The organism is Aeromonas genomosp. paramedia (assembly GCF_023093515.1).
Lineage (GTDB): Bacteria > Pseudomonadota > Gammaproteobacteria > Enterobacterales > Aeromonadaceae > Aeromonas.
The window spans coordinates 1-24,319 of record NZ_JAAROG010000013.1 but is presented as its reverse complement, the minus strand read 5'-3'; the positions used below and the strand labels follow the sequence as shown (position 1 = coordinate 24,319).

24 protein-coding genes, 1 tRNA gene and 1 riboswitch are annotated in these 24,319 nt (G+C 56.8%); of the genes, 20 read left to right on the top strand and 5 right to left on the bottom strand.

Going from position 1 to position 24,319, the window contains the following annotated elements; translation table 11 throughout:
* Positions 1–1,221, bottom strand: a complete 1,221-nt coding sequence (locus HB860_RS08755; protein WP_247626370.1) for an MFS transporter — start codon at positions 1,219–1,221, stop codon at positions 1–3.
* Positions 1,222–1,314: 93 nt separating this feature from the next.
* On the opposite strand from HB860_RS08755, the gene HB860_RS08750 reads away from it, so the two are divergent.
* Positions 1,315–2,241 (top strand): LysR family transcriptional regulator, encoded by a 927-nt coding sequence (locus HB860_RS08750; protein ID WP_247626369.1) that lies wholly within the window; start codon positions 1,315–1,317, stop codon positions 2,239–2,241.
* Between the two features lie 71 nt (positions 2,242–2,312).
* On the opposite strand, the gene ribA is transcribed toward HB860_RS08750, so the two are convergent.
* On the bottom strand, positions 2,313–2,906 hold the full coding sequence (gene ribA / locus HB860_RS08745) for a GTP cyclohydrolase II (protein ID WP_005327814.1): 594 nt from the start codon (positions 2,904–2,906) through the stop codon (positions 2,313–2,315).
* Between the two features lie 261 nt (positions 2,907–3,167).
* Between ribA and cmk the strand changes: the two genes are divergently transcribed.
* The 6 genes from cmk to pyrF all read left to right on the top strand — a co-directional run bounded on the left by cmk (position 3,168) and on the right by pyrF (position 8,468).
* The gene (cmk, locus tag HB860_RS08740; protein ID WP_042649706.1) at positions 3,168–3,860 is read left to right on the top strand and encodes a (d)CMP kinase; all 693 of its coding nucleotides are present in this window, start codon (positions 3,168–3,170) and stop codon (positions 3,858–3,860) included.
* 93 nt (positions 3,861–3,953) lie between these two features.
* Entirely contained in the window at positions 3,954–5,624 is a 1,671-nt protein-coding gene (gene rpsA / locus HB860_RS08735; protein ID WP_005327816.1) for a 30S ribosomal protein S1, read from the top strand.
* Between the two features lie 92 nt (positions 5,625–5,716).
* Positions 5,717–6,001, top strand: coding sequence for an integration host factor subunit beta (gene ihfB / locus HB860_RS08730; protein WP_005299934.1), 285 nt, complete (start codon positions 5,717–5,719; stop codon positions 5,999–6,001).
* A gap of 156 nt (positions 6,002–6,157) precedes the next feature.
* The gene (locus tag HB860_RS08725; protein ID WP_005327818.1) at positions 6,158–6,442 is read left to right on the top strand and encodes a LapA family protein; all 285 of its coding nucleotides are present in this window, start codon (positions 6,158–6,160) and stop codon (positions 6,440–6,442) included.
* A gap of 9 nt (positions 6,443–6,451) precedes the next feature.
* A complete protein-coding gene (gene lapB / locus HB860_RS08720) occupies positions 6,452–7,618 on the top strand; it encodes a lipopolysaccharide assembly protein LapB (RefSeq protein ID WP_247626368.1) in 1,167 nt (388 codons plus the stop codon).
* Positions 7,619–7,769: 151 nt separating this feature from the next.
* The gene (gene pyrF / locus HB860_RS08715; protein ID WP_247626367.1) at positions 7,770–8,468 is read left to right on the top strand and encodes an orotidine-5'-phosphate decarboxylase; all 699 of its coding nucleotides are present in this window, start codon (positions 7,770–7,772) and stop codon (positions 8,466–8,468) included.
* A 108-nt stretch (positions 8,469–8,576) separates the two neighbouring features.
* On the opposite strand, the gene rrtA is transcribed toward pyrF, so the two are convergent.
* Positions 8,577–9,155, bottom strand: coding sequence for a rhombosortase (rrtA, locus tag HB860_RS08710; RefSeq protein WP_247626366.1), 579 nt, complete (start codon positions 9,153–9,155; stop codon positions 8,577–8,579).
* Here rrtA and HB860_RS08705 point away from each other — a divergent pair.
* From HB860_RS08705 to HB860_RS08685, 5 genes are all read left to right on the top strand, one after another.
* Positions 9,121–9,771, top strand: a complete 651-nt coding sequence (locus HB860_RS08705) for a tRNA-uridine aminocarboxypropyltransferase (protein WP_247626365.1) — start codon at positions 9,121–9,123, stop codon at positions 9,769–9,771. The two genes, rrtA and HB860_RS08705, sit on opposite strands and share 35 nt — an antisense overlap.
* A 28-nt stretch (positions 9,772–9,799) precedes the next feature.
* On the top strand, positions 9,800–10,489 hold the full coding sequence (gene queC, locus HB860_RS08700; protein ID WP_139439577.1) for a 7-cyano-7-deazaguanine synthase QueC: 690 nt from the start codon (positions 9,800–9,802) through the stop codon (positions 10,487–10,489).
* A gap of 61 nt (positions 10,490–10,550) precedes the next feature.
* Positions 10,551–11,222: a 7-carboxy-7-deazaguanine synthase QueE gene (gene queE / locus HB860_RS08695; RefSeq protein ID WP_162520167.1), complete on the top strand. Its 672-nt coding sequence runs from the start codon at positions 10,551–10,553 to the stop codon at positions 11,220–11,222.
* A 1-nt stretch (position 11,223) separates the two neighbouring features.
* The gene (locus tag HB860_RS08690; protein ID WP_005327834.1) at positions 11,224–11,454 is read left to right on the top strand and encodes a DUF3820 family protein; all 231 of its coding nucleotides are present in this window, start codon (positions 11,224–11,226) and stop codon (positions 11,452–11,454) included.
* Positions 11,451–12,014 carry a cob(I)yrinic acid a,c-diamide adenosyltransferase gene (locus HB860_RS08685; protein WP_247626364.1) on the top strand — a complete coding sequence of 188 codons (564 nt, stop codon included), beginning with the start codon at positions 11,451–11,453 and terminating at the stop codon, positions 12,012–12,014. Before HB860_RS08690 ends, HB860_RS08685 begins: the two co-directional genes overlap by 4 nt.
* A gap of 71 nt (positions 12,015–12,085) precedes the next feature.
* Here the strand turns inward: HB860_RS08685 and HB860_RS08680 are convergent, their stop codons facing one another.
* Entirely contained in the window at positions 12,086–12,490 is a 405-nt protein-coding gene (locus tag HB860_RS08680) for an H-NS family nucleoid-associated regulatory protein (RefSeq protein WP_025327182.1), read from the bottom strand.
* A 320-nt stretch (positions 12,491–12,810) separates the two neighbouring features.
* Positions 12,811–12,982, top strand: a riboswitch (Lysine riboswitch).
* An 85-nt stretch (positions 12,983–13,067) separates the two neighbouring features.
* Between HB860_RS08680 and HB860_RS08675 the strand changes: the two genes are divergently transcribed.
* Together HB860_RS08675 and HB860_RS08670 are read left to right on the top strand one after the other, a co-directional pair.
* Positions 13,068–14,648, top strand: coding sequence for a Na+/H+ antiporter NhaC family protein (locus tag HB860_RS08675; protein WP_202045897.1), 1,581 nt, complete (start codon positions 13,068–13,070; stop codon positions 14,646–14,648).
* Positions 14,649–14,734: 86 nt separating this feature from the next.
* A complete protein-coding gene (locus tag HB860_RS08670) occupies positions 14,735–15,316 on the top strand; it encodes a thymidine kinase (protein ID WP_247626363.1) in 582 nt (193 codons plus the stop codon).
* A gap of 53 nt (positions 15,317–15,369) precedes the next feature.
* On the opposite strand, the gene HB860_RS08665 is transcribed toward HB860_RS08670, so the two are convergent.
* Positions 15,370–16,707, bottom strand: coding sequence for a flavohemoglobin expression-modulating QEGLA motif protein (locus HB860_RS08665; RefSeq protein WP_139439572.1), 1,338 nt, complete (start codon positions 16,705–16,707; stop codon positions 15,370–15,372).
* Between the two features lie 159 nt (positions 16,708–16,866).
* Here HB860_RS08665 and HB860_RS08660 point away from each other — a divergent pair, with 159 nt between their 5' ends.
* The 6 genes from HB860_RS08660 to HB860_RS08635 all read left to right on the top strand — a co-directional run bounded on the left by HB860_RS08660 (position 16,867) and on the right by HB860_RS08635 (position 23,309).
* Entirely contained in the window at positions 16,867–17,322 is a 456-nt protein-coding gene (locus tag HB860_RS08660; protein ID WP_161507131.1) for a YbjN domain-containing protein, read from the top strand.
* A 146-nt stretch (positions 17,323–17,468) separates the two neighbouring features.
* Positions 17,469–17,556, top strand: a tRNA-Ser gene (locus HB860_RS08655).
* Positions 17,557–17,639: 83 nt separating this feature from the next.
* Positions 17,640–18,923 (top strand): tyrosine-type recombinase/integrase, encoded by a 1,284-nt coding sequence (locus HB860_RS08650; RefSeq protein ID WP_247626362.1) that lies wholly within the window; start codon positions 17,640–17,642, stop codon positions 18,921–18,923.
* Positions 18,924–19,183: 260 nt separating this feature from the next.
* Positions 19,184–20,335, top strand: coding sequence for a tyrosine-type recombinase/integrase (locus tag HB860_RS08645; protein WP_247626361.1), 1,152 nt, complete (start codon positions 19,184–19,186; stop codon positions 20,333–20,335).
* A gap of 83 nt (positions 20,336–20,418) precedes the next feature.
* The gene (locus HB860_RS08640) at positions 20,419–21,387 is read left to right on the top strand and encodes a site-specific integrase (protein ID WP_247626360.1); all 969 of its coding nucleotides are present in this window, start codon (positions 20,419–20,421) and stop codon (positions 21,385–21,387) included.
* 569 nt (positions 21,388–21,956) lie between these two features.
* Positions 21,957–23,309: a virulence-associated E family protein gene (locus HB860_RS08635; RefSeq protein WP_247626359.1), complete on the top strand. Its 1,353-nt coding sequence runs from the start codon at positions 21,957–21,959 to the stop codon at positions 23,307–23,309.
* Positions 23,310–24,319: the final 1,010 nt, after the last annotated feature.

Here is a 24,319-nt window from a genome sequence, read left to right as displayed (position 1 = left end):
TCACTGGCGTGACGAGGCGTGACAGGAGAGGGGCGGCGCCGCGCGCCCCTTGAGATGACCGAGCCAGAGGCTCAAGGCGGCTGTGACGCACAAGACCAGCTCGATGCCGAGCACCAATCCCCAGAGACCCCCCCGCTCCCAGAAGGGATGCAAGTAAAGCCCCCCCAGACTGGCCCCCAGATAATACCCCACCAGATAGAGCGACGAGGCGAGCGCCCTGTTGTGCTCCACATGCTGACCGACCCAGGCGCTGGCGCAGGCGTGGGCGAGGAAGAAGCCGAAGCTCGAGACCAGCAGACCCCCTATGATGGCGGCAAGGGTCCCCTGCAGCAGGGCGAGGCTGCCAAGCGCCATCAGGGTGATCCCCGCCAGCAGCAGGCGCTGCGCCCCAAAGCGATGGGCACAGCGGCCGCTCAGGGAGGAGGCGAGGGTGCCGGTGAGGTAGGTCAGAAACAGCATGCCGAGCCACTGGGTCGGCAGGGAGAAGGGGGCCTTGACCAGCAGGAAGGTGAGGTAGCTGTACTGGTTCAGGAAGACCATGAAGTTGAGCCCGCCGATGAGATAGGCCCCCAGCAGCAAGGGATTGCCGAGGTGGCTCTGGATGGCGCGGCGCAGTTGCCCCGGTGCGGCCTCCACGGCCACGAAGCGGGTCTGGGCCGGTAGCAGCCAGATGACCAGCGGCAACAGGGCGAGACTGATGAGTCCGATGCCGAGGAAGGTATGCTGCCAGTCCCCGAACCAGCCTGCCAGCAGGCCGCCGACCACACGGCCGGCGATGCCGCCGAGGGAGTTGGCGGCGATATAGACCCCCACCGCCGAGAGCAGGGCGCGCTTGCTGAACTCTTCTCCCATGTAGGCGATGGCGGTGGCAGGCAGCCCGGCCAGCAGTGCCCCCTGCAGCACGCGCAGGCACACCAGCAGATCGAAGCGGGTCACCCAGGGAATGCACAGGGAGAGCAGGATGGCGCAGGTCAGGGTCCACAGCATGATCCGCCGTCGCCCGAACCTGTCCGCCAGGCGGGCGCAGATGAGCAGGGATCCCGCGAGCCCCGCGGTGCAGCCCGCCAGGGTCCATCCTGCAGACAGGGAGCTGACGGAGAACACCTCCGCCAGCAGGGGCAGCAGGGGGTGGGTCTGATAGAGATTGAGAAATACCAGGAAGGATCCCAGGCTGAGGGCCAGGGTGGCGCGTATCCATTCGCGACTGCCGACTTCGATCATTTGGAGTTGTCCCGACGACTTTTGTGCAGAGTAGTGGGTCGCCTTATATAAATATAATATATTTAAGTTATCAGTCTGATAAATGGAATTGATATGGATCTGAAACAGCTCGGTTACCTGCTGGCGGTGCGGGACGCGGGCTCCTTTACCAAGGCCGCCCAGGGCCTGCACGTGGCGCAACCGGCCGTCAGCATGGCCATCGCCAAGCTGGAGCAACAACTCGATCTGCGCCTGTTCGACAGGCAGGATCGCAGCGTGCGGCTCACCCCGGAGGGAGAGGTGCTCTGCCGCCATGCCGAGCGGCTGCTGCTGCAGATGCACCAGGCAGAGGCGGAGATGGCCGAGCTCAAGGGACTGGAGCGGGGGGAGGTGCGCATCGGCATCCCCTACATGATGGGCTCCTATTACTTCCCGCCGATCCTGATGGCCTTCAAGCATCGCTACCCCGGTCTGAAGATCCGGGTGGAGGAGGCGGGCACCCGGGAACTGCTCAGTCGCATGGTGGACGGCAGCCTGGATCTGGCCATCCTCATCACCAGCGACTTGCCGCCTGCTCTCGAGGGGGCCCAGCTGCTGCGGGAAGAGATGCTGATGGTGGTGGGGGAGGAGCATCCTCTGCGGGGGGCCGGCGCTGTCTCGCTGCCCCAGTTCTTCAACCAGGAGCTCGCCATGTTCCGGCGGGGCTTCTACCACAGAGAGCACATGGAGGCGCTGGCACAAGGCCTGGGAATAGAGCCGAACATCGGCTTCGAGAGCAACCTCATCCCCCTGCTCAAGGCGGTGGTGAGACAAGGGTTTGCCGTGACCACCTTCCTGCGCATGGTGCTGGAGGAGGAGACGACTCTCAGCGGGATCCCCTTTGCTCCGCCCATCTTCCTCGATCTCTGCGTGGCCTGGCGGCGGGGGGATCCCCTCTCCATGGCCAACCGGGCGCTGCGGGATTTCCTGCTGGCACAGGCCAAGCCAGAGCCAACCCCGGATGGTGCCCTGAGGGACAACAACCTGGGGGAGAACAGATAGGGCCGCAAGATCGCCAACAAAAACGCCTCCCGATGGAGGCGTTTTTCATGCCGATGCCAGGCTTCGAGCCATCACTTCTTGAACAGGTGATCCAGCTTGTTGGCCTTGGTGGAGAGATAGAACTCGTTGTGGGGATTGCGACCCTCCTGCAGGGGGACGCGCTCGGCCACCGGAATGCCAAAGGATTCCATCGCCTTCAGCTTGCGCGGATTGTTGGTCATCAGGCGCAGGCTCTTGACCTCCAAGGCCTTCAGCATGTCGGCACAGATGGTGTAATCGCGCATGTCGGCGGCAAAGCCCAGTGCCACGTTGGCTTCGACGGTGTCGGCGCCCTGATCCTGCAGATGATAGGCGCGGATCTTGTTGAGCAGGCCGATGCCACGCCCTTCCTGACGGACATACAGCAAGACGCCGCGACCGGCCTTGGCGATCTTCTCCATGGCGGCCTGCAGCTGGAAGCCGCAGTCGCAGCGAAGGCTGAACAGGGCATCCCCGGTCAGACACTCGGAATGAATTCGACCCAGCACGGGTTCACCGTCCGCGATATCGCCCATCACCAGCGCGGCGTGATCCTTGCCTGTGCCGGTTTCCTGAAAGCCTACCAGCGTGAAGATACCCCAAGGGGTCGGCAACTTGGATTTGGCTACGAGAGTAATGCTGCTCATAGGGTTGCTCCTGACTACAGCTGCTTGAAAAAGGCGGCTAGTTTAACGTGCCTCACCCCTAACAACCATAAGAACAAAAGCTTGTATTCAGGAATGATCCACTCGATTGGTCATAATAGGCGCAATCGCGACGACTTTTGCGCAATTGTGCGCCTCGACAACTGCCAGCGCCGGTGCATTCGGGTATAATCGGCGCCCATTACCCCTCCCGACAGGGATACGGGCAACCAGTCAACATGCCGAGTGCGCAGGAGAAAAGTTATGCCTCAGATGGCCCCCGTGATGACAATTGATGGCCCGAGTGGAGCCGGTAAAGGCACCCTGTGCCAGCTGTTGGCAGAGAAACTGGGTTGGCACCTGCTCGACTCCGGTGCCATCTACCGGGTACTGGCGCTGGCGGCCTTGCACCACGATGTGGAGCTCGATGCCGAAGCCGCGCTGGTGCCCCTGGCCGCCAATCTGGACGTGCAGTTCCAGGTCGACGGTGGACAGGTCAAGGTGGTGCTGGAAGGGGAGGATGTTTCCCGTACCATCCGCTCCCAGGAAGTGAGCGATGCTGCCAGCAAGGTCGCCGTCTTCCCCCGCGTGCGCGAGGCGCTGCTGCGCCGCCAGCGAGCCTTCCGTCAGTTGCCGGGCCTCATTGCCGATGGCCGTGACATGGGCACAGTGGTTTTCCCCGAGGCCGAGGTGAAGATTTTCCTCGATGCCAGCGCGGAGGAGCGGGCGCAGCGCCGCTATAAGCAGTTGCAAGATAAGGGCTTTGATGTTAACTTTGAGCGTCTTTTAACCGAGATTCGGGAACGTGACGACCGCGACAGAAATCGCGCCGTTGCCCCCCTGAAACCCGCGGAAGATGCTCTTGTGGTAGACTCAACGTCTATGACCATAGATGACGTACTGGCAACGGTGCTCGCCTATGCGGAGCAACAACTTGGTGATGTCAGCACCAGCTGATGTCAGTCGTCTGCACCATGGATGGCGCAGATAATTTAAAACAACCCCGCTTGTGCCGGATTGCGAGTGGATGTTTCATTTGTGACACAAACAATGATCGAATCTTTTGCTCAACTCTTTGAAGAGTCCCTGAATGCCGTTGAAACCCGTCAAGGTTCCATCGTCAAGGGCACCGTCGTTGCTATCGAGAACGGTTTCGTACTGGTTGACGCCGGTCTGAAATCCGAGTCTGCCATTCCTGCTGAAGAGTTCAAGAACGCCCTGGGCGAGCTGGAAATCAACGTAGGCGACACCGTTGACGTGGCTCTGGACTCTATCGAAGATGGTTTCGGCGAAACCAAGCTGTCCCGCGAAAAAGCCAAGCGCCACGAAGCCTGGCTGCAGCTTGAGAAGGCATACGAAGAGCAAGCTACCGTTATCGGTATCATCAACGGCAAGGTCAAGGGTGGTTTCACCGTTGAGCTGAACGGCATCCGTGCCTTCCTGCCGGGTTCTCTGGTTGACGTGCGTCCGATCCGTGACACCGCTCACCTGGAAAACAAAGAACTCGAGTTCAAGGTCATCAAGCTGGACCAGAAGCGCAACAACGTTGTCGTTTCCCGTCGTGCCGTGATCGAAACCGAGAACACCTCCGAGCGCGAAAGCCTGCTGGCCAACCTGCAAGAAGGTCAAGAAGTTAAGGGTATCGTCAAGAACCTGACCGACTACGGTGCATTCGTAGATCTGGGCGGCGTTGACGGCCTGCTGCACATCACCGACATGGCGTGGAAGCGCGTTAAGCATCCTTCCGAAATCGTCAACGTTGGCGACGAGATCGCAGTCAAGGTTCTGAAGTTCGACCGCGAGCGTACCCGTGTATCCCTGGGTCTGAAGCAGCTGGGCGAAGATCCCTGGGTTGCTATCGCCAAGCGTTACCCGGAGACCACCCGTCTGTCTGGCCGCGTGACCAACCTGACCGACTACGGCTGCTTCGTTGAAATCGAAGAAGGCGTTGAAGGCCTGGTACACGTATCCGAGATGGATTGGACCAACAAGAACATCCACCCGTCCAAGGTTGTCAACGTTGGCGACGTGGTTGACGTGATGGTTCTGGACATCGACGAAGAGCGTCGTCGTATCTCCCTGGGTCTGAAGCAGTGCAAATCCAACCCGTGGCAGCTGTTTGCCGAAACTCACGCCAAGGGCGACCGTGTTTCCGGCAAGATCAAGTCCATCACTGACTTCGGTATCTTCATCGGTCTGGACGGCGGCATCGACGGCCTGGTTCACCTGTCTGACATCTCCTGGAACAACCAGGGCGAAGAAGCAGTACGTGAATTCAAGAAGGGCGACGAAATCGAAGCCGTTGTTCTGCAAGTGGACCCGGAGCGCGAGCGCATCTCCCTGGGTGTCAAGCAGATCGAAGAAGACCCGTTCAACAAGTACCTGTCTGACAACAAGAAAGGTGCTATCGTGAAGGGTAAGGTTACCGAGGTTGATGCCAAGGGTGCCGTGATCGAACTGGCTGACGGCGTGGAAGGCTACCTGCGTGCCTCCGACGCTGCTCGTGACCGTGTAGAAGACGCCACTCTGGTGCTGTCTGTTGGTGACGAAGTTGAAGCCAAATTCATGGGTGTTGATCGCAAGAATCGTACCGTAAGCCTGTCTGTCCGTGCCAAGGACGAGGCTGACGAGCGTGTTGCCATCGACAGCCTGAACCAACAAGAAGAAGTTGTGTTCAGCAATGCCATGATGGAAGCGTTCAAAGCCGCCAAGGGTGAGTAATCCTTGATGCAAGAAAAGGGCGGCTTCACGCCGCCCTTTTTTATCTTGGCATAATGAAAATTGCATGTGATCGGGGAAGGAGATTTAACCTTATGACCAAATCAGATCTCATCGAACAATTGGCTGCCAGCCGCATGCATATGCCGGCCAAAGATGTCGAAGCCGCCATCAAGGAGATCCTTGAGCAGATGGCATCGACCTTGCAAAACGGCGACCGGATTGAAATCCGAGGATTTGGAAGTTTCTCACTGCACTATCGTGCGCCCCGCGTGGGTCGCAACCCCAAGACTGGGGACAAGGTTGAACTGACCGGGAAATATGTCCCGCATTTCAAGCCTGGTAAAGAGTTGCGCGAACGCGTGAACATCATCGAATAATGCAGAAAATGGCATACCTGGGTATGCCTTTTTTATTTTTACGTCTTTAGATATGTGATTTGTCAGGTTTCTCGCAGTCTTTTCCCATTCGCTCTAGAGTCTGCCTGTAATTTTAAGGATAATCAGTCTCTCATTAGCTACAGACAGGGAGATCTTATGAAGCGTATCTTGGCCCTCATCCCATTGGTGCTGGTGTTTGTACTGACCCTCGCCATCGGTTCGCAAAATGGCCAGCTGGTGCAGTTCAACTATCTCATCGCCCAGGGGGAGTTCTCTCTCTCCATGTTGCTGGGGTTCTTCTTTGCCGGTGGCTTCCTGTTGGGCTGGCTGGTGTTCGGTCTGCTCTTCCTGCGCTTGAAACTGCAAAACCGTACCCTCAGTCGCACCATGCGTCGTCAATCCCGTGAGTTGGAGCTAGCCCGGTCGCCAGCCAAGGAATAATGTCCCTCGATGCTTGAACTGCTTTTCCTGCTGTTGCCGATTGCCGCTGGTTATGGCTGGTACATGGGACGCAGGAGTGTTCGCCAGGACACCCAGCAACAGAGTAACCAGTTTTCCCGCCAGTACGTGGCGGGCCTCAACTATTTGCTGTCTGACGAGTCGGACAAGGCGGTGGATCTCTTTATCCAGCTGCTGGAAGTCGACAGCGAAACCATCGAAACCCATCTCTCCCTCGGCAACCTGTTTCGTCAGCGGGGGGAGGTCGATCGTGCCATCAAGATCCACCAGAACCTGGTCGCCCGCCAGCTGACCCGGGAGCAGCGTCAGCTCGCGCTGCAGGAGCTGGCCCGGGATTTTCTGGCTGCCGGCCTGCTGGATCGGGCCGAAGCGCTCTGGAAGGAGCTGTGCGAAGACAGCGACTTTGAAGAGACGGCCCTGGCGCAGTTGCTCATCATCCATCAACAGCTGCGTGACTGGGACAAGGCCATCGAGGTCGCCATTCGCCTGCAGAAATTCCAGGGCAAGAAGCTGGCGGAGCCCATCTCCCATTTCTATTGCGAGCAGGCCGAGAACGCCTTGCGCGACGGTGACAAGGGGGCGGGGGTCGCCAAGTTCAAGCGGGCGCTCGCAGCCCACCCTGCCTGTGCTCGGGCCAGCCTGCGACTGGCCGATCTGTCGATGAAGGAGGGCAAGTTCGAGGAGGCCAGCAAGGATCTGCTGCGGGTGTTCGAGCAGGACATGGATTTTGCCTCCGAGGCCATGCCCAGGCTGCTCGATTGCTATCAGCAGCTTGGCCGCACCCAGGAGCTGATCCCGCTGCTGGAGAAGGCGGTGGAGGATCATGCCGGTGTCAGCGTGACCCTGGCCCTGGCCAATCTGGTGGAGGCCCGCGACGGCCTGAGCCAGGCCCGCGCCCTGGTGCTGCGCCAGCTGCGGCGCCACCCCTCCATGAAGGGGTTTTACCAGCTGGTGGGCTTCCAGCTGGCGAGCGCCGAGGAGGGGCCCGCCAAGGAGAGTCTGGAGCTGCTGCAGCAGCTGGTCGGCGAGCAGATCAAGATAAAATCGACCCACAAGTGCCGCCAGTGCGGCTTTGCCACCCATTCGCTGTTCTGGCAGTGTCCCTCCTGCCGGCAGTGGGGCTCCATCAAGCCTATCCGTGGCCTGGATGGTGAATAGCCCTTAGTGACAAAAGGTCCGTCCCCGCGCGTCTCGAGCGGGGGCGGCAAGCCTAACCTGGCGCAAACCCGAGTGAGCAAGATGCCAGACTGCGACCGGCTCGCCGGCCGTGTCGAGTCTGGATGTGGCATAACAACCCATAGGAAGTGACATGCAAGACCCCAAAGTACTGGTCGCGCTGGATTATCAGCACGAAGCCGATGCCTTCGCCTTCATTGAACAGATCTCTCCGGCCGAGTGCCGCCTCAAGGTGGGCAAGGAGATGTTTACCCTGTTTGGCCCCCAGTTCGTGCGCCAGCTGGTGGCCAAGGGCTTCGAGGTGTTCCTGGACCTGAAGTTTCACGACATTCCCAATACGGTTGCCAAGGCCGTGGCGGCGAGTGCCGAGCTCGGGGTCTGGATGGTGAATGTCCATGCCAGCGGGGGAGAGCGCATGATGCGCGCCGCCAGGGAGGCGCTGCTGCCCTATGGCGACAAGGCGCCCTTGCTGATTGGTGTGACCGTGCTGACCAGCATGGAGCAGTCCGACATGGCGCCCCTGGGTCTGGATGTGAGTCCGGCCGAGCAGGTGATCCGGCTGGCCACCCTCGCCAAGACGGCAGGGCTGGACGGCGTGGTCTGCTCCGCCGAGGAGGCTCGCGAGTTGAAAGCCTTGCTCGGCTCTGACTTCAAGCTGGTGACCCCGGGCATTCGCCCGAGCGGATCGGCGGCCGGGGATCAACGCCGGGTCATGACGCCGCTGGCGGCGGTGCAGGCGGGGGCCGACTACCTGGTGATAGGCCGCCCCATTACCCAGGCGGCGGATCCGGCTGCCGTGCTGGGGGCGATCAACGCCGAGCTCTGCCGATAAGGGCCGACCCCTGAATGACAACAGGCCGGATTGCAGATCCGGCCTGTTGCGTTTTGATGGGTAGCTGAGCGCTGCTGCAAATGAGTGGCAGCCCTTATCCCCAGGGGGTCAGGACTTGACGGTCTGCACACCCAGGCCGATGGGGAAGAGGCCGAGCAGCAGGCCGGCGGCCGAGCCGATGAGGTGCGACTCTATGTGCACCCTGGCGCCAATGAGGGCAGAGACAGGGCTCTCGCCCGCACTGTAAAAGTCCAGCCCGAGCTTGATGACGATGCCAAGCAGCATGAGCCAGCCCGAGTAGCGACGATAGCGGATATCCTGCATGGCCCCCCACACGAACAAGCCGTGCAGCAGGCCGGAGAGCCCCATGTACCATTGGGTCTGCGGGCACCACCACCAGATCCCGAGCCCGACGGCCGTCCCCAGCAGCAGGAGCAGCACGGGCAGGCGCCAGCCCGTCAGGTATTCGCGAAACAGGCTGTAGAGCACCGCAAGCCCGCTCAGGTTGAGCAGCAGGTGCCATCCGTTGGTGTGGGCCAGATTGCCTGTTATGATGCGCCACCCTTCGCCGTGGGCGATCAGGTCGCGATCGAAGGAGAGCAGGTGGTTAGGTACGGTGAAGAAGAGCAAGGCAGTGACGAGCGAAAGCGTGATGACCCAGAGCAGACCCGATTTTTCTGACAACATGAAACAACCCAACGACAGAGAGAGCCGATACTGTACACGCTGTGCCCGAGCCCTCAAAGCCTGCCTGTGTGAATATATCCGGCAGGTGCCCCACCTCGCACCGCTCCATATCCTGCAGCATCCCAACGAGGTCGCCCACCCCAAGGGAACGGCCGCCCTGCTGGCCGCCTCCCTCAGCCATGCCCGCATTCACGTGGGGGAGCACTTCGCCGATGCCGACTGGCTCAATGCCCTGCTCGCCGACCCCAAGGTGCAGTGCTATCTGCTGTGGCCCGATGATGAGGCCCTGACCCTGACCCTGGCGCAGGTGCGAGCGCACAGTGAGCAAGCCAGAGAGGTGCACTTCATCCTGCTCGATGGCACCTGGCGCAAGGCCTATCGCATGTTGCACAGCAACCCGGCCCTGCTGGGGTTGCCGAGGATCACCCTCGGCGCCATGGCGGGGCAATATTCCATTCGCAAGAAGCCGTTTCCCGAGGCGCTGTCGACCCTGGAGGCGGGCTACCATCTGTTATCCCAGTGGGAAGGGGAGCCCGAGCGCTTCGCCCCGCTGATGAACCTCTTTACCGAGTTGAACCGGCAGTGGCATGACTTTGCCCAAGGTCGCCGTGCCTGAATCTGAATTGCAAACAGGAGTGATGAACGTGAAAAAAGCCGTCGTGGTATTCAGTGGTGGTCAGGACAGTACCACCTGTCTGGTGCAGGCCCTGGCCCTCTATGATGAAGTGCACGCCATCACCTTCGACTATGGTCAGCGCCATCGGGAGGAGATCGAGACCGCTCGCCGTCTGGCCGGGCAGCTCGGGATTGCCGCCCACAAGGTGATGGATGTGACCATGCTGGGTGAGCTGGCCGTCTCGGCCCTGACCCGTGACGACATCCCGGTCAGCGGTGAGTTGCAGGACAATGGCCTGCCCAACACCTTCGTGCCGGGTCGCAACATACTGTTTCTGACCCTGGCGGCCATCTATGCCTACCAGGTCGGCGCCGACACCCTGATCACCGGGGTGTGCGAGACCGACTTCTCCGGTTATCCCGATTGCCGCGACGACTTCGTCAAGGCCCTCAATCAGGCGGTGTCGCTGGGGCTGGATCGCGCCATTCGCTTCGAGACCCCCCTGATGTGGCTCGACAAGGCGGAAACCTGGGCCCTGGCGGATCACTATGGCCACCTCGAGACGGTGCGCCAGCAGACGCTCACCTGCTACAACGGCATCCAGGGAGATGGCTGTGGCACTTGCCCTGCCTGCGAGCTGCGCAGCCGCGGCCTGCAGCGCTATCTGGACGACAAGGTGGGCATCATGGCCAGCTTGCGCGAGAAAACCGGATTGTGATCCTGCCTCTTTCGCCGGTTTGGGGTATAATCCGCGCCTTTTGCAGCAAGCCGTGACCGAGATGCACTACCCAATCAACGAGATCTTCCAGACCATCCAGGGGGAGGGCGTCTTCACCGGCGTGCCCGCCATCTTCGTTCGCCTGCAAGGCTGCCCCGTGGGCTGCCCCTGGTGCGATACCCGCCATACCTGGGTGGTGGATCCTGCCCGTGAGGTGGGTAGTCGCGAGGTGCTCGACCGATCCAACGAGTCCGACGGCTGGAGCAAGATGAGCACGGGCGAGATCCTGGGGAGCTTCGAGACCCTGGGTTACCGGGCGCGTCATGTGGTGCTGACCGGTGGCGAGCCCTGTCTCTACGATCTGCACGAACTCTCGTCGGCCCTGCTGGCGGCGGGATATCAGGTGCAGATCGAAACCAGTGGTACCAGCGAGATCCTGACCCACGCGCAGACCTGGGTCACCGTCTCCCCCAAGATCGGCATGAAGGGGGGCTTGCCTGTGCTGGTATCGGCTCTGGAGCGGGCCAACGAGATCAAGCATCCGGTGGCCACCGAGCGCCATATCGAGGAGCTCGATGCCCTGCTGGCCACGGCCAGCCTGCGTCCCGACGTGGTGATCGCATTGCAGCCCATCAGCCAGAAGCCCAGGGCCACCGAGCTGGCCATGGCGACCTGCATCGCCCGTAATTGGCGGCTCTCCATCCAGACCCATAAATATCTGAATATCGATTGATATGGACAGACTCTCCGATGAGCGGGTATTGCTCACCCTGGCGGGCAAGATGCCCTACGGTAAATATCAGGGGCGACGCATCATAGATATTCCAGAGCCCTATCTGGTATGGATGGCGCGCAGCGGTTTTCCGGCTGGTGCGCTGGGCCAAACCCTGGCACTGGCGTACGAGATAAAACTCAATGGACTGGAGTCCATGATTATTCCCATTATTAACAGGATGTCAGAATGAGAATATATACCCGGCAAGGGGACAAGGGCCTCACGCGGCTGGCTGATGGCTCCTCCCTGGCAAAAGATGACCGGCGGGTCGAGACCTATGGCGCCATTGACGAGCTCAATTCCCAGATAGGTCTGCTGATGGCCGAAATACTCGAGAATGAGCCGGCATTATTGGCTCAACTCATATTGCTGCAGCAGGAGCTGTTTGATTTGGGTGGGGAGCTGGCGTTTTCCAGCGAGGCGCAAAATGCCTCCCTGTGGCAGGTCAATGAGGCCTGGACGGCGCGGCTGGAGCAACAGATTGACGCCTACAGCGCCCAGTTGCCGGTATTGCGCAATTTCATTCTGCCGAGCGGTTCGCGGGCGGCGGCGCAGGCCCATGTGGTGCGCACCCTGACCCGTCGCTGCGAGCGGCTGCTGCTCGGCCTGAGCCGGGAAGAGCAGGTGAACCCGGCGATCCTGCCCTATCTGAATCGGCTAAGTGACTGGTTTTTCACGGTAGCCAGATACTTGCTGGTCTCTGCCGGTACCCCGGAAGTGCTCTGGGTCAAGGCGGCAGACAGGCGCTGAGGCGCCCGGCATGGAAACAATAAAAAACCTCGCATGGCGAGGTTTTTTATTGGGCGGGACCCTGTTTCAGATCAGATGGCAAAGTCTTCCACGGATTTGCCTTCGGCCACGGCCTTGGCAATGGCGGAGGGCATGCGGCCCTGGCCGGTCCAGGTTTTTTCCACGCCATTGTCCAGATAACGATATTTGGCGGGGCGGGGGGCACGTTTGCCCTTGCTGGCCTTGGTGCTTTCGGTGGCAACTGTGCCCACCAATTCAGCAGGATCTATCCCTGCGGCTTTCAACATTTCGGCGTATTCGGCAATTTTCTTCTGATGTTCTTCACGGGCCTGACGTTCGGCAGATTCATCCTGCTGGCGCTCGGCGACCACCTCGGACAATTTCTGCAGTCCCTCTTCCAGTTGCTCCAGGGACAAATCGCGGCAGGCTGCGCGCAGACTACGGATATTCAGCAGAATTTTCAGAAATTCGTTCATATTGGCTACCACGCGAGCAGAAATATTAATGGGAAGGGCTGGTTTTTCGATAATTTATAGGGGGGATTGGCACCAAGTCAAGCCTGCCAAAATAATTAATTAGGCAGATAAATAAAGTCCGGAAATTATTCACGACGCCCGCTTTATTCTCTTTGCAGGAGTTTCATTTCCGAATGAGTGCCGAGTAGATGAAAATATCGACTGTGTCGTATTTTATGAACCATTTGACTACCATTTTTCCGCTTATCGCCACACAAGCCTTGAAATTTAATCAAAAAACTTGCTATCACCCGGTGGCTCGATAAAATGTGCCGCGAATACCTTTAAGTAGAGGCGCGCTGCCTATGAGTAACCGAGCGGAGGGTGATGCCTGCGATGCTCGATGAAAGGAGTCGGCGCCGAAGTGACCAGGCCATCATACCGGGTTGCTGGTTCTGCATCGAACAGGTGCAGGACTGCCATAGTCATCCACTATGGAGCGCTACCTGAAGGGGCTGAGGAGTATGCCCGCCCTGGGTTTTGTTTCTTTGATCCTCTCGGTAGATCTCCACCTGTTGTCTTTAGGTGCAAAGAGATCATGGACATCGTTCATTACGCCGACTCCGGTTGGTCCGTCGTTCCCCCCCTGTTGGCCGTCGCCCTTGCGATCATCACCCGCCGCGTCCTGGTGTCGCTGGGGGTGGGCATAGTCGCAGGCAGTCTGCTGCTCAACCAGTTCTCCCCCCTCGAATCCCTGCATTACATGCTGAACACCGTGCTCAAGATCTTCTGGGTCGACGGTGCGCTCAACCGGGACAACGTCAACATGATCCTGTTCATGTTGCTGCTGGGGGGCCTCATCAGCCTGATGAGCGTCTCCGGGGCGACCCGGGCCTTCGCCGAGTGGGCCGCGCGCCGCGCCAAGACCCGCAAGGGGGCCAAGGCCCTCACCGGCATGATGGTCTTCGCCTTCTTCATCGATGACTTCTTCCACAGCCTGTCGGTGGGGGCCATCTGCCGCCCTGTTACCGATCGCTTCCAGATCTCCCGCGCCAAGCTGGCCTATCTGCTGGACTCCACCGCGGCGCCGGTCTGCGTGCTGATGCCCATCTCCTCCTGGGGCGCCTACATCATCGCCCTGGTGGGCGGCATCATGGCGGCCCATGGCCTGACCGATCAGAGCCCCATCTCCGCCTTCGTCGAGATGATCCCGATGAACCTCTATGCGGTCTTCACCCTGATCATGGTGCTGGTGGTGATCGCCTTCCAGCTCGACATCGGCGCCATGCGTCAACACGAGCAGTGGGCGCTGGAGGGCAAGCTGTGGGATGAGTCCAAGGGCCGTCCCATCGGGCTGGACATGGAGTCGCCCGAGGAGAGCAATGGCGGCATGATCGACATGGTGCTGCCGATCCTCACCCTGACCCTGGCAACCGTCTACTTCATGATAGATTCCGGCGCCGCCGTGCTGGCCGATAAAGGCCTGCCGTTCAGCGTGCTCGGCTCGTTCGAGAACACCAACGTCGGCTCCTCCCTGGTCTATGGCGCCCTGTGCAGCCTGGTGGTCTCCATCGGTCTGGCCATGCGCCTCAAGCTGGGTGCCAGCAACTGGATGAAGGCGGCCCCCCAAGGGATCATGGCCATGCTGCCCGCCATCAACATCCTGCTGTTCGCCTGGACCATAGGCGCCGTGGTGCGCGACGTGGAGACCGGCAAGTACCTGGCTTCCATGGCCAATGGCAACCTGCCGATCGAAGTGTTGCCGGCTGTGGTCTTTATCCTCTCCTGCGCCATGGCCTTTGCCACCGGCACCAGCTGGGGCACCTTCGGCATCATGCTGCCGCTGGCCGGCGACATGGCGGCTGCCAGCGACATCAGCCTGATGCTGCCGATGCTGGCTGCCGTGCTGGCGGGCTCCGTGTTCGGTGATCACAGCTCGCCCATCTCCAGCACCAGCATACTGTCTGCCACCGGCGCCGGCTGCCATCACATCGATCACGTGATGACCCAGCTGCCCTATGCGCTGGCCATCGCCTTCGGTGCCGCGCTCGGTTACCTGGTGATGGGGCTGATGCACTCTGTGCTGGCTGGCTTCACGGTCAGCGCGCTCTGGTTCCTGATCTTCTCCGGTTACCATTTGCGCAAGGCTCGGATGCACCGCGCCCTGGCCGTCGCATAAAGAGAACAAGGGGCCCACGGGCCCCTTGGTTTTGGCAGGGGCTTTGGTTAGCATGCCCCCCATCAATCCCGTTTCGGAACCCCATCATGGCTTCACTGCACTACAAATTCGCCACCATGAACTCGGGCAAGTCGACCCAGCTCATCCAGGCCCACTTCAACTATCTGGAGCGCGGCATGTATCCGTTGGCCATGACCCCCGCCATCGATGACCGCTTCGGTGCCGGGATCATCAGCGCCAGGGTCGGGCTGGAGCTGAAGGTGGAGGTCTTCAGCGACAGCTGCGATCTGTTCGAGATGGTCAAGGCGCGCCATGCAAATCGCCATATCGATGTGTTCATCGTCGACGAGGCGCAGTTCCTGACCCGGGAGCAGGTGTATCAGCTCGCCCGCATCGTCGATGAGCAGGATATTCCAGTGATTGCCTACGGCCTCAAGACCGATTTTCGTGGCGAGCTGTTCCCCGGCTCCTACCACCTGCTCTGCCTGGCGGACAAGTTCGAGGAGCTCAAAAGCATCTGCTGGTGCGGCAACAAGGCGCACATGAACTCTCGCGTCAACGAGGCGGGGCAGGTGATGCGCGACGGCGAGCAGGTGGAGATAGGGGGGAACGATCGCTATGTGTCGCTCTGCCGCAAGCACTATCTGGAAGGACGGGCTTACAGGTAAGCCACAGCATGGATAAGGGCGCCTCGGGGCGCCCTTTTTTGTCGACGAGCGGTTCAGTCTATCTCTATGTCCACCGGCGCTATGATGGGGTCGGCCACCGGCAGGCGGTGGAACAGCTGGCGAAAATGCTGCTGTACCCGGCCTATGTCCACCAGGGACATGCCGGAGGCGAAGCCGAACCAGACATAGAGGCCGGTGAGATCGCGAAACATGGGGGGCAGGTAGCGGGGGGCGTCGATGAGCCCCTCCAGATAGTGCTGATAGAGCACGGGGATGTCGTCCAGGGTCACCTTGCCGACAAACAGCATGGGCAGGATCTCCGGCACCCCTTCCAGCACCGCGCTGCGGATGAAGTTGACCGTCTCCACATAGCCCTTCACATAGGAGAGATCCTTGGTGAAGCAGGCGCCGCCCTCGACCATGCCGCCCCTAAACACCCGCTGGGTGATCTTGTAGGCATCGTGCTCGCTGGCCCCCTTCTCGACGAAGTGGCGGAACACCTCGATGAAGTCGGCGCCGCGCTCCGCCATGTCGATGGCCATCACACGATCCGAGATGCGCTTGGCCCTGTCCGGGAAGGAGCTGAAGGTGAGGGTCTCGATGAGCACGGCCAGCCCCTCCTGGCAGGCGGTGATGCGCGGCGAGCCGGCCCCCAGCCAGGTGGCATAGGATTGCTGGCGGCCGTTGAGGGTGGTGCCCACGTGCACCCAACCCTCGTGCACCTCCAATACCTGCAAATCCAGCTCGGAGAAGCGGGCGTGGGAGCTCAGCTTGATGTAATCCCCCCCTGCGGCGGCATCGGAGACGATGCCATCGCTCAGCTTGACCTGCACAGTGCCGTCGCTGAAGTAGTTCGACAGCTTGCCCTGCAACCTGGCCACCGCCGCTTCCCCCTCGAACTCCTTGGGGTAGGGGCGCACCAGATGGCGGGCGCCGGGCAGGGAGAAGATGTCGCAGAGGCGGGCTCCCAACTCCTTTAACGTCTTGCGATCCCCGCGCAGATGATCGCTCGCCGAGCCGTACAGCAACTGGCTGTAACGCTGGAAGTCCGGCTGCCCGCGCTGGCGCAGCATCTCGATCACCACCATGTACTGATCCACCGTCTCTTGCAGGATCCGGCCGAGATCATCCTGTGGCCCCAATTTTCTGCGGATCCTGTCCCTCAACTCCTTGAGCTCCAGGTATTTGTTGCGGGGATCGAAATCGAGGGGGAGGGCCTGATAGAAGTCGGCATCGATGGCGGGCAGCACTCGTCCGCCCTTGGCGAGAAACTCGGTCTGCAGGTGGCGGGGCCACTTGATGGCATCCAGGATGCGAATGGGTTTTTGCAGGGCGAGCAGTTCATCCGAGAGGGATTTGAGGTGCAGGCGATACTTTTCTTGGATGGTCATCGGGCCTTCTGTGGAGGCGAGTGCGGTACGAGAATGGCTGAGTATATGCATAGCGCTTGCCAAAAAGAAGCGAGACCGGGGGTGATCCCGCCTGTGCGCTTTTGGTTGTCGGAAAATTGGTTTAGACTGCGCCCCTTGATCCTTATTGTGTTCGTGAAAATGATGAATATCCCCAGCTCTGAAATGATAATGCGTTGGCTGCAGCAGGCCCGGATCGAGCACTATGTGTGCGATCAGTGCCACGGCATCCACATGGTCTCCCTGCAGTCCGTCGAGGGCATCCAGGAGAGCCGGATCTTCGTGGAAGAGGAAGGGTTGCTGTTTTCATCCGAACTGGAGGTGCGCCCCTCATCCCTGCTGCCCCTGGTGGCCGAGCTGGGTCGTCTCAACATGCAATACCCGTCCCTCAAGGTGTTCCTCGACATCATAGATGACAACCTGCCGCGCCTCGTCGTGGGCCACACTGTCTTCACCAAGGCGGGTCTCTCCGTCGAGCAGTTCCTGCTGTTTGTCGAAAGCACCACGGCGGCGACCCATGAAGTGGTGTCCGAATGTGAACGCCTCGGCTTCCTTAATCTGCCGGAGATCCAGGTCGCACCGGAATCTGTGCACTGAGTTGCGCGTTTAATGTGCGAACGGTTCGCGGCAGCCAAAAAGCCGTTGACGCCGGCGGGGCTTTCCCCTAAATTACGCCCCGTTCCGGCGCAACAGTGCAGAACATCACGTGGAGATTGAACACGTTAAACAACAGTCGAAAATTTGGTGAGGTGTCCGAGTGGCTGAAGGAGCACGCCTGGAAAGTGTGTATACGGCAACGTATCGAGGGTTCGAATCCCTCCCTCACCGCCAAATATAACCCGTTGAATTTCAACGGGTTTTTTCATTTCTAGACTTACGTGATTTTTTTCCTGGATCAACTGGGTGGAACAATCATGTATCTGAGCAAAAATGCCTCCGGCACCTACTACACTCGTCTCCCGCTGCCTAAGTCATTACGTGACCGTGGCTTGCCCTTCGCTATCCGTACTTCCCTTTGCACCAAAGATAGGCAGCTCGCTGTAGACCGAAACCTGGCTGTGGCAGCTCGTACTCGCGCACTTATCGCAGCTACCCCTGCTGATACTTCCCCTCGCAGTTTCTATCGCTGGATCCGCGCCGATCTTGACGCTTTCAAGGCTGCGGGGTTCATCCCTCCTCAAACACCTTCCACACCTCGTGAACCTTCTGTTGATGCCTCAGCTTGCCCCAGCAGTGGGATCACGCTCAGTCATGCACTGGCGAGATTCATCGAGACTAAAGCCAGTGAGGGGATCCAGCACAAGTCGATGGGCCAGCTCCAACTTCGGATCAACGCCTTCGTCACCTGGGCCAAAGGCGTCAAAATCGATGAGGTGACGCCCGCATTGGCACAGACGTACCGTAATGCCCTATTGCGCAAATCTGAGCTCAGTTTCAAAACCAAAGGGGATTACTTAGCCGCACTCAAACAGTTCTTCCGCTGGTGTGTGGCCTTGGAATATTGCGCGCGCAACCCGTTCGACGGACTCACCGCCGGTAAGAAACCCGTCACGCGACGAACCGATGAGGAGCGCATCCGCTGGCAGCGCCCTCAACTGGCCCAACTGTTTGCGAGCCTGCGCAGCAAACAAGCTCAAAAGGGCAAAAGACTGAAAATCCAGGATTGGTGGGTGCCGCTGCTGTGTCTGTATGGCGGACTGCGGCCCTCCGAGGCTTGTCAGCTAAAAACCCAAAACATCAAACAGGTAGACGGCATCTGGTGTCTGGTGGTGGAGGCCGGTGAAGTCGGTCAAGCCCTCAAGACCAGCAACGCCTATCGCACAATTCCACTGCACCATGCGCTGATTGCGCACCAATTCCTGGACTATGTGTCCCATCGTCGCCACCAAGGGCAGACGTTCCTGTTCGATGACAAACCGTCAGGCAAGGATGACGATTGGTCACATAACCTTGTGTGTCGCTTTCAGCGTCATCTCAATGATGCAGGTATCATCGGCAAAGGCCGCCCCACCATTTACGGGCTGCGGCATACCTTTATCGATGAGTTGCAACAGGCCGATGTGGCTGAGCACATCGTGGCGGAATTGGTGGGTCATAGCAAAAAGGGGCTCACGTTTGGGCGCTACGGCAAGCGACTAGGTATCGCGTTGCTGCGAGAAAAAATCGAGTCAATCCCCAGCGATTTAGTCGATTTTTGAATATCAGGCGAAATAGGCATTTGTGTGGGTGAGGTATACCCACTCACGTGCTTGCCTGGCAAAGTAACATGTTGATTTTCATCATTTAAATAGTGTGACAGGCTTCTGCTGTTACTGGTCATTAATTTGACAATTTATTTATTTCAAATATATTGAAAATTGACATTAAATTAGTTTTTGTTAGGTTTCACTTTTTATTTGACTTGGTTTTTGCTGAATGTAATCCTGCGCGAAATTATAATAATAAAAACAGGGTGTACATGAAAAACAACAACAATCTAAAATCAGATCCTCGTGAAAAAACGTTCAAAACCGCAGTAGAGGAACACCTGAACATAAAATATCAACAGGTATCAGACGCAACCTATGATGTTTTGTGTAGAAAAGCCATGCAGCTTATCCGTAAATGGGGAAAAAAGAAGCTGGTTGATATTAATGCAACCGACATCGAAATGTATATTGCCAAACTGCTAAAACGCCTCAAAGGAAACACGGTCAATCAATATATTGACATTATGCGACAGGTATTTAACAGGGCCTATCGAGATGGCATTATAAAAATAAATCCGATGTGTCATGTCAAAAATTGTCGATTTGAGGTGGTAGAGCCTCAGCCATTCCTGCAATCAGAGATCCAGTTATTTATTGCACATCAACATATCAACCCTATTGGTGCAGCAATAATCCAGGTTGGTATTTCCACTGGACTGCGGATCAGCGAATTGTTGGCAATTAGCCGTGAGGCTATCGACCTGGATAAACGCACACTGCGTGTTGATCTAGCCCTGGTAGATGGTTGCTATAAAACACCGAAAACTAAAAGCTCCTGCCGAACAGTCGAGTTGACTGTCCCCGCGGTGCAGGCACTACGTACCCTTCTGGAGCATGCTAGGCATCGCAAAGAGAAAGCGATTTCGGTCATGTGTGCTGACAATCGTACGCGGATCAAACTGCGCCGGACTTTATTAGCCTATTATCCGGATAAGCGGCGTCAATACACCAGCGTCGATGAATTCAGAGAGGATTTTTTTGAGCCGTTTTGTGCCACTGCGGGCGTCGCCTACCGAGGGCCATCGCAATTTAGACATACCTATGCCAGTCAACTGTTGTCCGCAGGTGTTAATATCGAATGGATTGCCAAACAGATGGGGCATACAAGTACCGCAATGATAAGGCGCCATTATGGAAAATGGTTAGTCGAGGATGCTGCGGATTTCAAAACATTAGCCGAAAACGCTCTTGCTCGTTGTTTCCGCCTTAATGAGAAGCCTGCTCTGGTTCCGGCCAACAACTCAGAACTGGACATGACTAAATTAATTGCCGACCCACAAATTCAGCAATATTTATTAGGGCTGGTTGCTCAATCAATGAAAAACATACATGTTGGTGAACCGCATTCTCAATCAGATTAGCGATAACTACTGTGATTCATATCGATATATTATTGATTCGATAATACGTTAAATAAGGGCCGTTAAGAGCCTAAGGAATAAAAATGGCTACAGAAAAAACAAAACTAGAATACGAAAGGTTGGCAAAACATTTCTATCTTCGCCTTGAAAGAAAAAACATCAAGGTTACAGCTAAAAACATTTCAGATGAGCTGTTGGCCTGCGCGCCTGAATATCGTCCTGACTACTGGCGTCGCCTGCGTGGAGCACTTGTCTATCATCAAAAAAATCTGGGTTATGTCGAGGCCGCTGAGCGCATTATGGGATTACGTAATCCAGTCACGGCTCAAGGTAGCAATACTCCAATTAAGAAAAAGCAGAACAGGGTTAAGAGCATCAATCCTGCTGACCAAACCGCGCTGATCGATTATTTCAAAGCGCGGAATGATATAAGAATGGTTGCTGCGATAATACTATTTTCCTACACTGGTATCAGGCCAGCTGAACTTGCTGACATTACAGTAAATGGCGATAAAGTACGTATTGTGGGGGCAAAAAAAAGCCATGATGGTATTCGTGGTGCAGACAGGACTCTGCAATTTGAAGGCGTTGACCCTCGCTGGTTAAGCTCAATAGTCAGAGAAGCACAGTTCGCCAATATTAAATCGTTGCAAGATAAACTTCGCATTGCAGGAAAAAATTTATGGCCGAAGCGCAATCATCTCCCTACATTTTATAGTTGGCGTCATCAATTGGGGGCAGAGCTCAAAGCATCCGGAATGGACCGCGTACAAATTGCCTATTTGATGGGACATCAGGCCACAGCCTCAGTTAATCGTTACGGAAATCGAAAATCAGCAAGAGGAGGACGTTTACCGAGTTGTCCTGCTGATGCTGACCTGAGCCACATTAGAGTGACTCACAGCGTGCCGTCTGCGGATAATAAAAGCTATATCCAGCTAAATACACCAATAATGGTGGTTGAGCCAAGTGAAGAATCAAATGTTAAGCGAAAAGGAATGGCTGCATTTATAAATAGAGACAAATCAAAAGATGATGGTTTCTCGCGGTAATATTCTCAATCTCTACTCATAAAAAATAGTCATGATTGGACATATAAACACCTAATGATGGTCTTCATTGGCGTGAAAAATATAACATGTAGCGCTTACGGATGCGCACGTAAGTGCGCCATGAAAAGAGTCGTAAGTACGCAAGGAATACAACCGTAAGTATGATTTAAAACACACCGTAAGCACGGCTGTTGAAAACCATACTTACGCACGTAAGTATGGGGGTGTGTCGAGGTTACGAGACCGGAACCCCCGTAGGTTGCGCAGCGACCGGAGTGGGGTGGAGAACCCTTTTTTATGGATGGTATGAAGCGGTCAATATGGGATGACGAAGGAGGCGGGTATAGGGGTCAAGGTGGAGTCTGACTCGGGACGAGGAGGAACAACCTTGACGCCTATATCTCGGTGACGGTCATCCCATATTGATGGCGCAATACCATTCATAAAAACGGTTTGAATTTAATTGAGTGGAGCCATGTATGTTTTAACTACCCCACGCAATTAAAAAGTAGAAAATGGCAGAGGTTATATATAACAACAATCAGGTGATAACACCGAGGATAATAAAAATGAAAAATAATAAAAACAAAACAGCGGGGCATGATATTTCGTCATATGACGGTCAGAAGGACGGTGCTGCCACACAACAGGTGCAGCAGGCTGCCAGGTCGGTGATGCAGGGTAAACTGCTGACTCTGCCGGATATGAGCCCTACTGGCCGCCCCATCAAAACCAGCTCGAATTTGTTTGCTCTTATCACATTCAACGGTTGGGAGCCACGCTACAACCTGATGACGGGTGAGGCAGAACTGGCTGATGCGGATGGTGAGCGTCTGGGAGGCTCTGAGGCGGGTCAGCGATCCGCGCTGGTTGATGCCTGCCAGTTGGCAGGTGTGCCGGATGCCGTGATTGAGGAGCACCTGATCGCAATTTGTGAGCGCCACAGTTATCACCCTGTGCGTCAGTGGCTCGAACGTGGGGCACCGTGGGATGGGAAACCGCGCATCGATGAGGTGATTGCTACCCTCAATCCTGCTAATCCCGTCTATGCGAGTGCGGTGTTACATGCATGGCTGGTTGGGTGTGTCGCTGCACTCTATCAACCGCGCTGGTACTCGAAATTGGTGCCTGTGTTGGTGGGGGCACAGTCCTATCGAAAAAGCGCCTGGGTGAGCCGTCTGGCTACTGTGGTGCAAGGTTCGACCCTTGATTGTGCCATCAATCCAGACAAGCCTGATGATGTTCGTCGCGCAGTGTCTGCATGGGTTGTGGAGCTGGCTGAGCTTGAGAGTACGACCCGACATGAGGCGGGTAGCCTCAAGGCTTTTTTGACCCGAGAGAACGACAGCTATCGCCTACCCTATGCCCGCAGCATGACCACCAAAAAGCGCCAGACTTCCTATATTGCCACGGTCAACGGGACGGATTTTCTCAAGGATACAACCGGTAACTCCAGATTTGCTGTTATCGAGTTGGCTGCGGCAGCTGATGTTGAGGGCCTGAATTCGATCCTTGGATGGAGCTGGAGTGCAGGCCGTTTGTCCCAGACAGACCCTGAGCAACTGCGCCAGTTTTGGCTGGAGGTAAGGGGACGCTATGAGTCTGGAGCAACGTGGTTTCTGGATGATGCAACAGCTGCACTAGCTGCATCGGAAAACGATGCTCACACAGACAAGGGTCCATATTATGAGGTTATTTACCACCACCATCTATCGCGTCCACTGGCCTCATCTGAATGGCTCACGGCGAGCGAGCTGTGCGCCCGCCACGGTGAGAGGCTGAGCATGGCGAGTAGTTGGGGTAAGGCACTCCGGTTGCTCGCGAGCGAGGGCAAGCTCCAGAGCCGCAGGGTGCGTTCTAATAGGACCGAGTACCTGCTGCCCGTCGATAGCCCCAAAGAGAAGGGTAAAGCCGACAAGTGACTCTTAAGCCCTGCCGATAAGGCGGGGCTTTTTCTGCTCGTCTATTGGGCAAATGATTAATTGGTTAAGTGCATGTTAAGTGGTTTTTCTAGCTTCTTAACCAGCCTCAAACCCTTGCTATTACTGACCTACAGTGGTTTTTGGTTAATTGATTAAGGTGATTTATATATAAACACTGAATAAACCTTGATAAGAGCCCATCCAGCACTCATCACGCTTCATAGCAACTTCACTTACTCAGCTTAACCATCATTACCTCAAACGCAGTCATGGCAAGGGTCTGAGGCTGATTAAGAGGGGATTCACTCGCTTAACCGCATCTAACCAAAGTAACCCATGACATTCAATAAAGATTACCGATCACCACCACTCGACAGGTGAATTAGGGCATGAGGTTGTAAAACGCAAACTGGGTAGAATCTGATTTTCTTATTGCCGTTGAGTGCTCAACGGCAGATTAGCCACATCAACCCCTCTGCGTCCTTGTTGGTGATTATCAGTCCGTATGAGTCATGCCAAGCAACCAAGCCGTTTCATTGATAATATTGGTTTTAGTCGTGATATAGCTCATGTTCATGGTTGTAAAAGCATGATAGTTTTGAATAAATTATGAGAAAGGCCCAAATGAACTCGATGTTATAGATTACTCGTTTCATTGTATCAACCGGCTAATGGCAATCGTCGATTGAGCCGTGGTGCAGGTCAAACACTCTGCCCAAAGGAAGCTGGCGCACACAGAATCGATTGCAATGCCGCAGACTGGGGCGGTGAGCCAGCGGGCGGTAGCGTTGTCTAGGGAAGGTGCGAATAAGCGGGGAAATTCTTCTCGGCTGACTCAGTCATTTCATTTTTTCAGTTTGAGCCGATCTTTTCTCCCGTAAATGCCTTGAATCAGCCTATTTAGACCGTTTCTTCGCCATTTAAGGCGTTATCCCCAGTTTTTAGTGAGATCTCTCCCACTGACGTATCATTTGGTCCGCCCGAAACAGGTTGGCCAGCGTGAATAACAT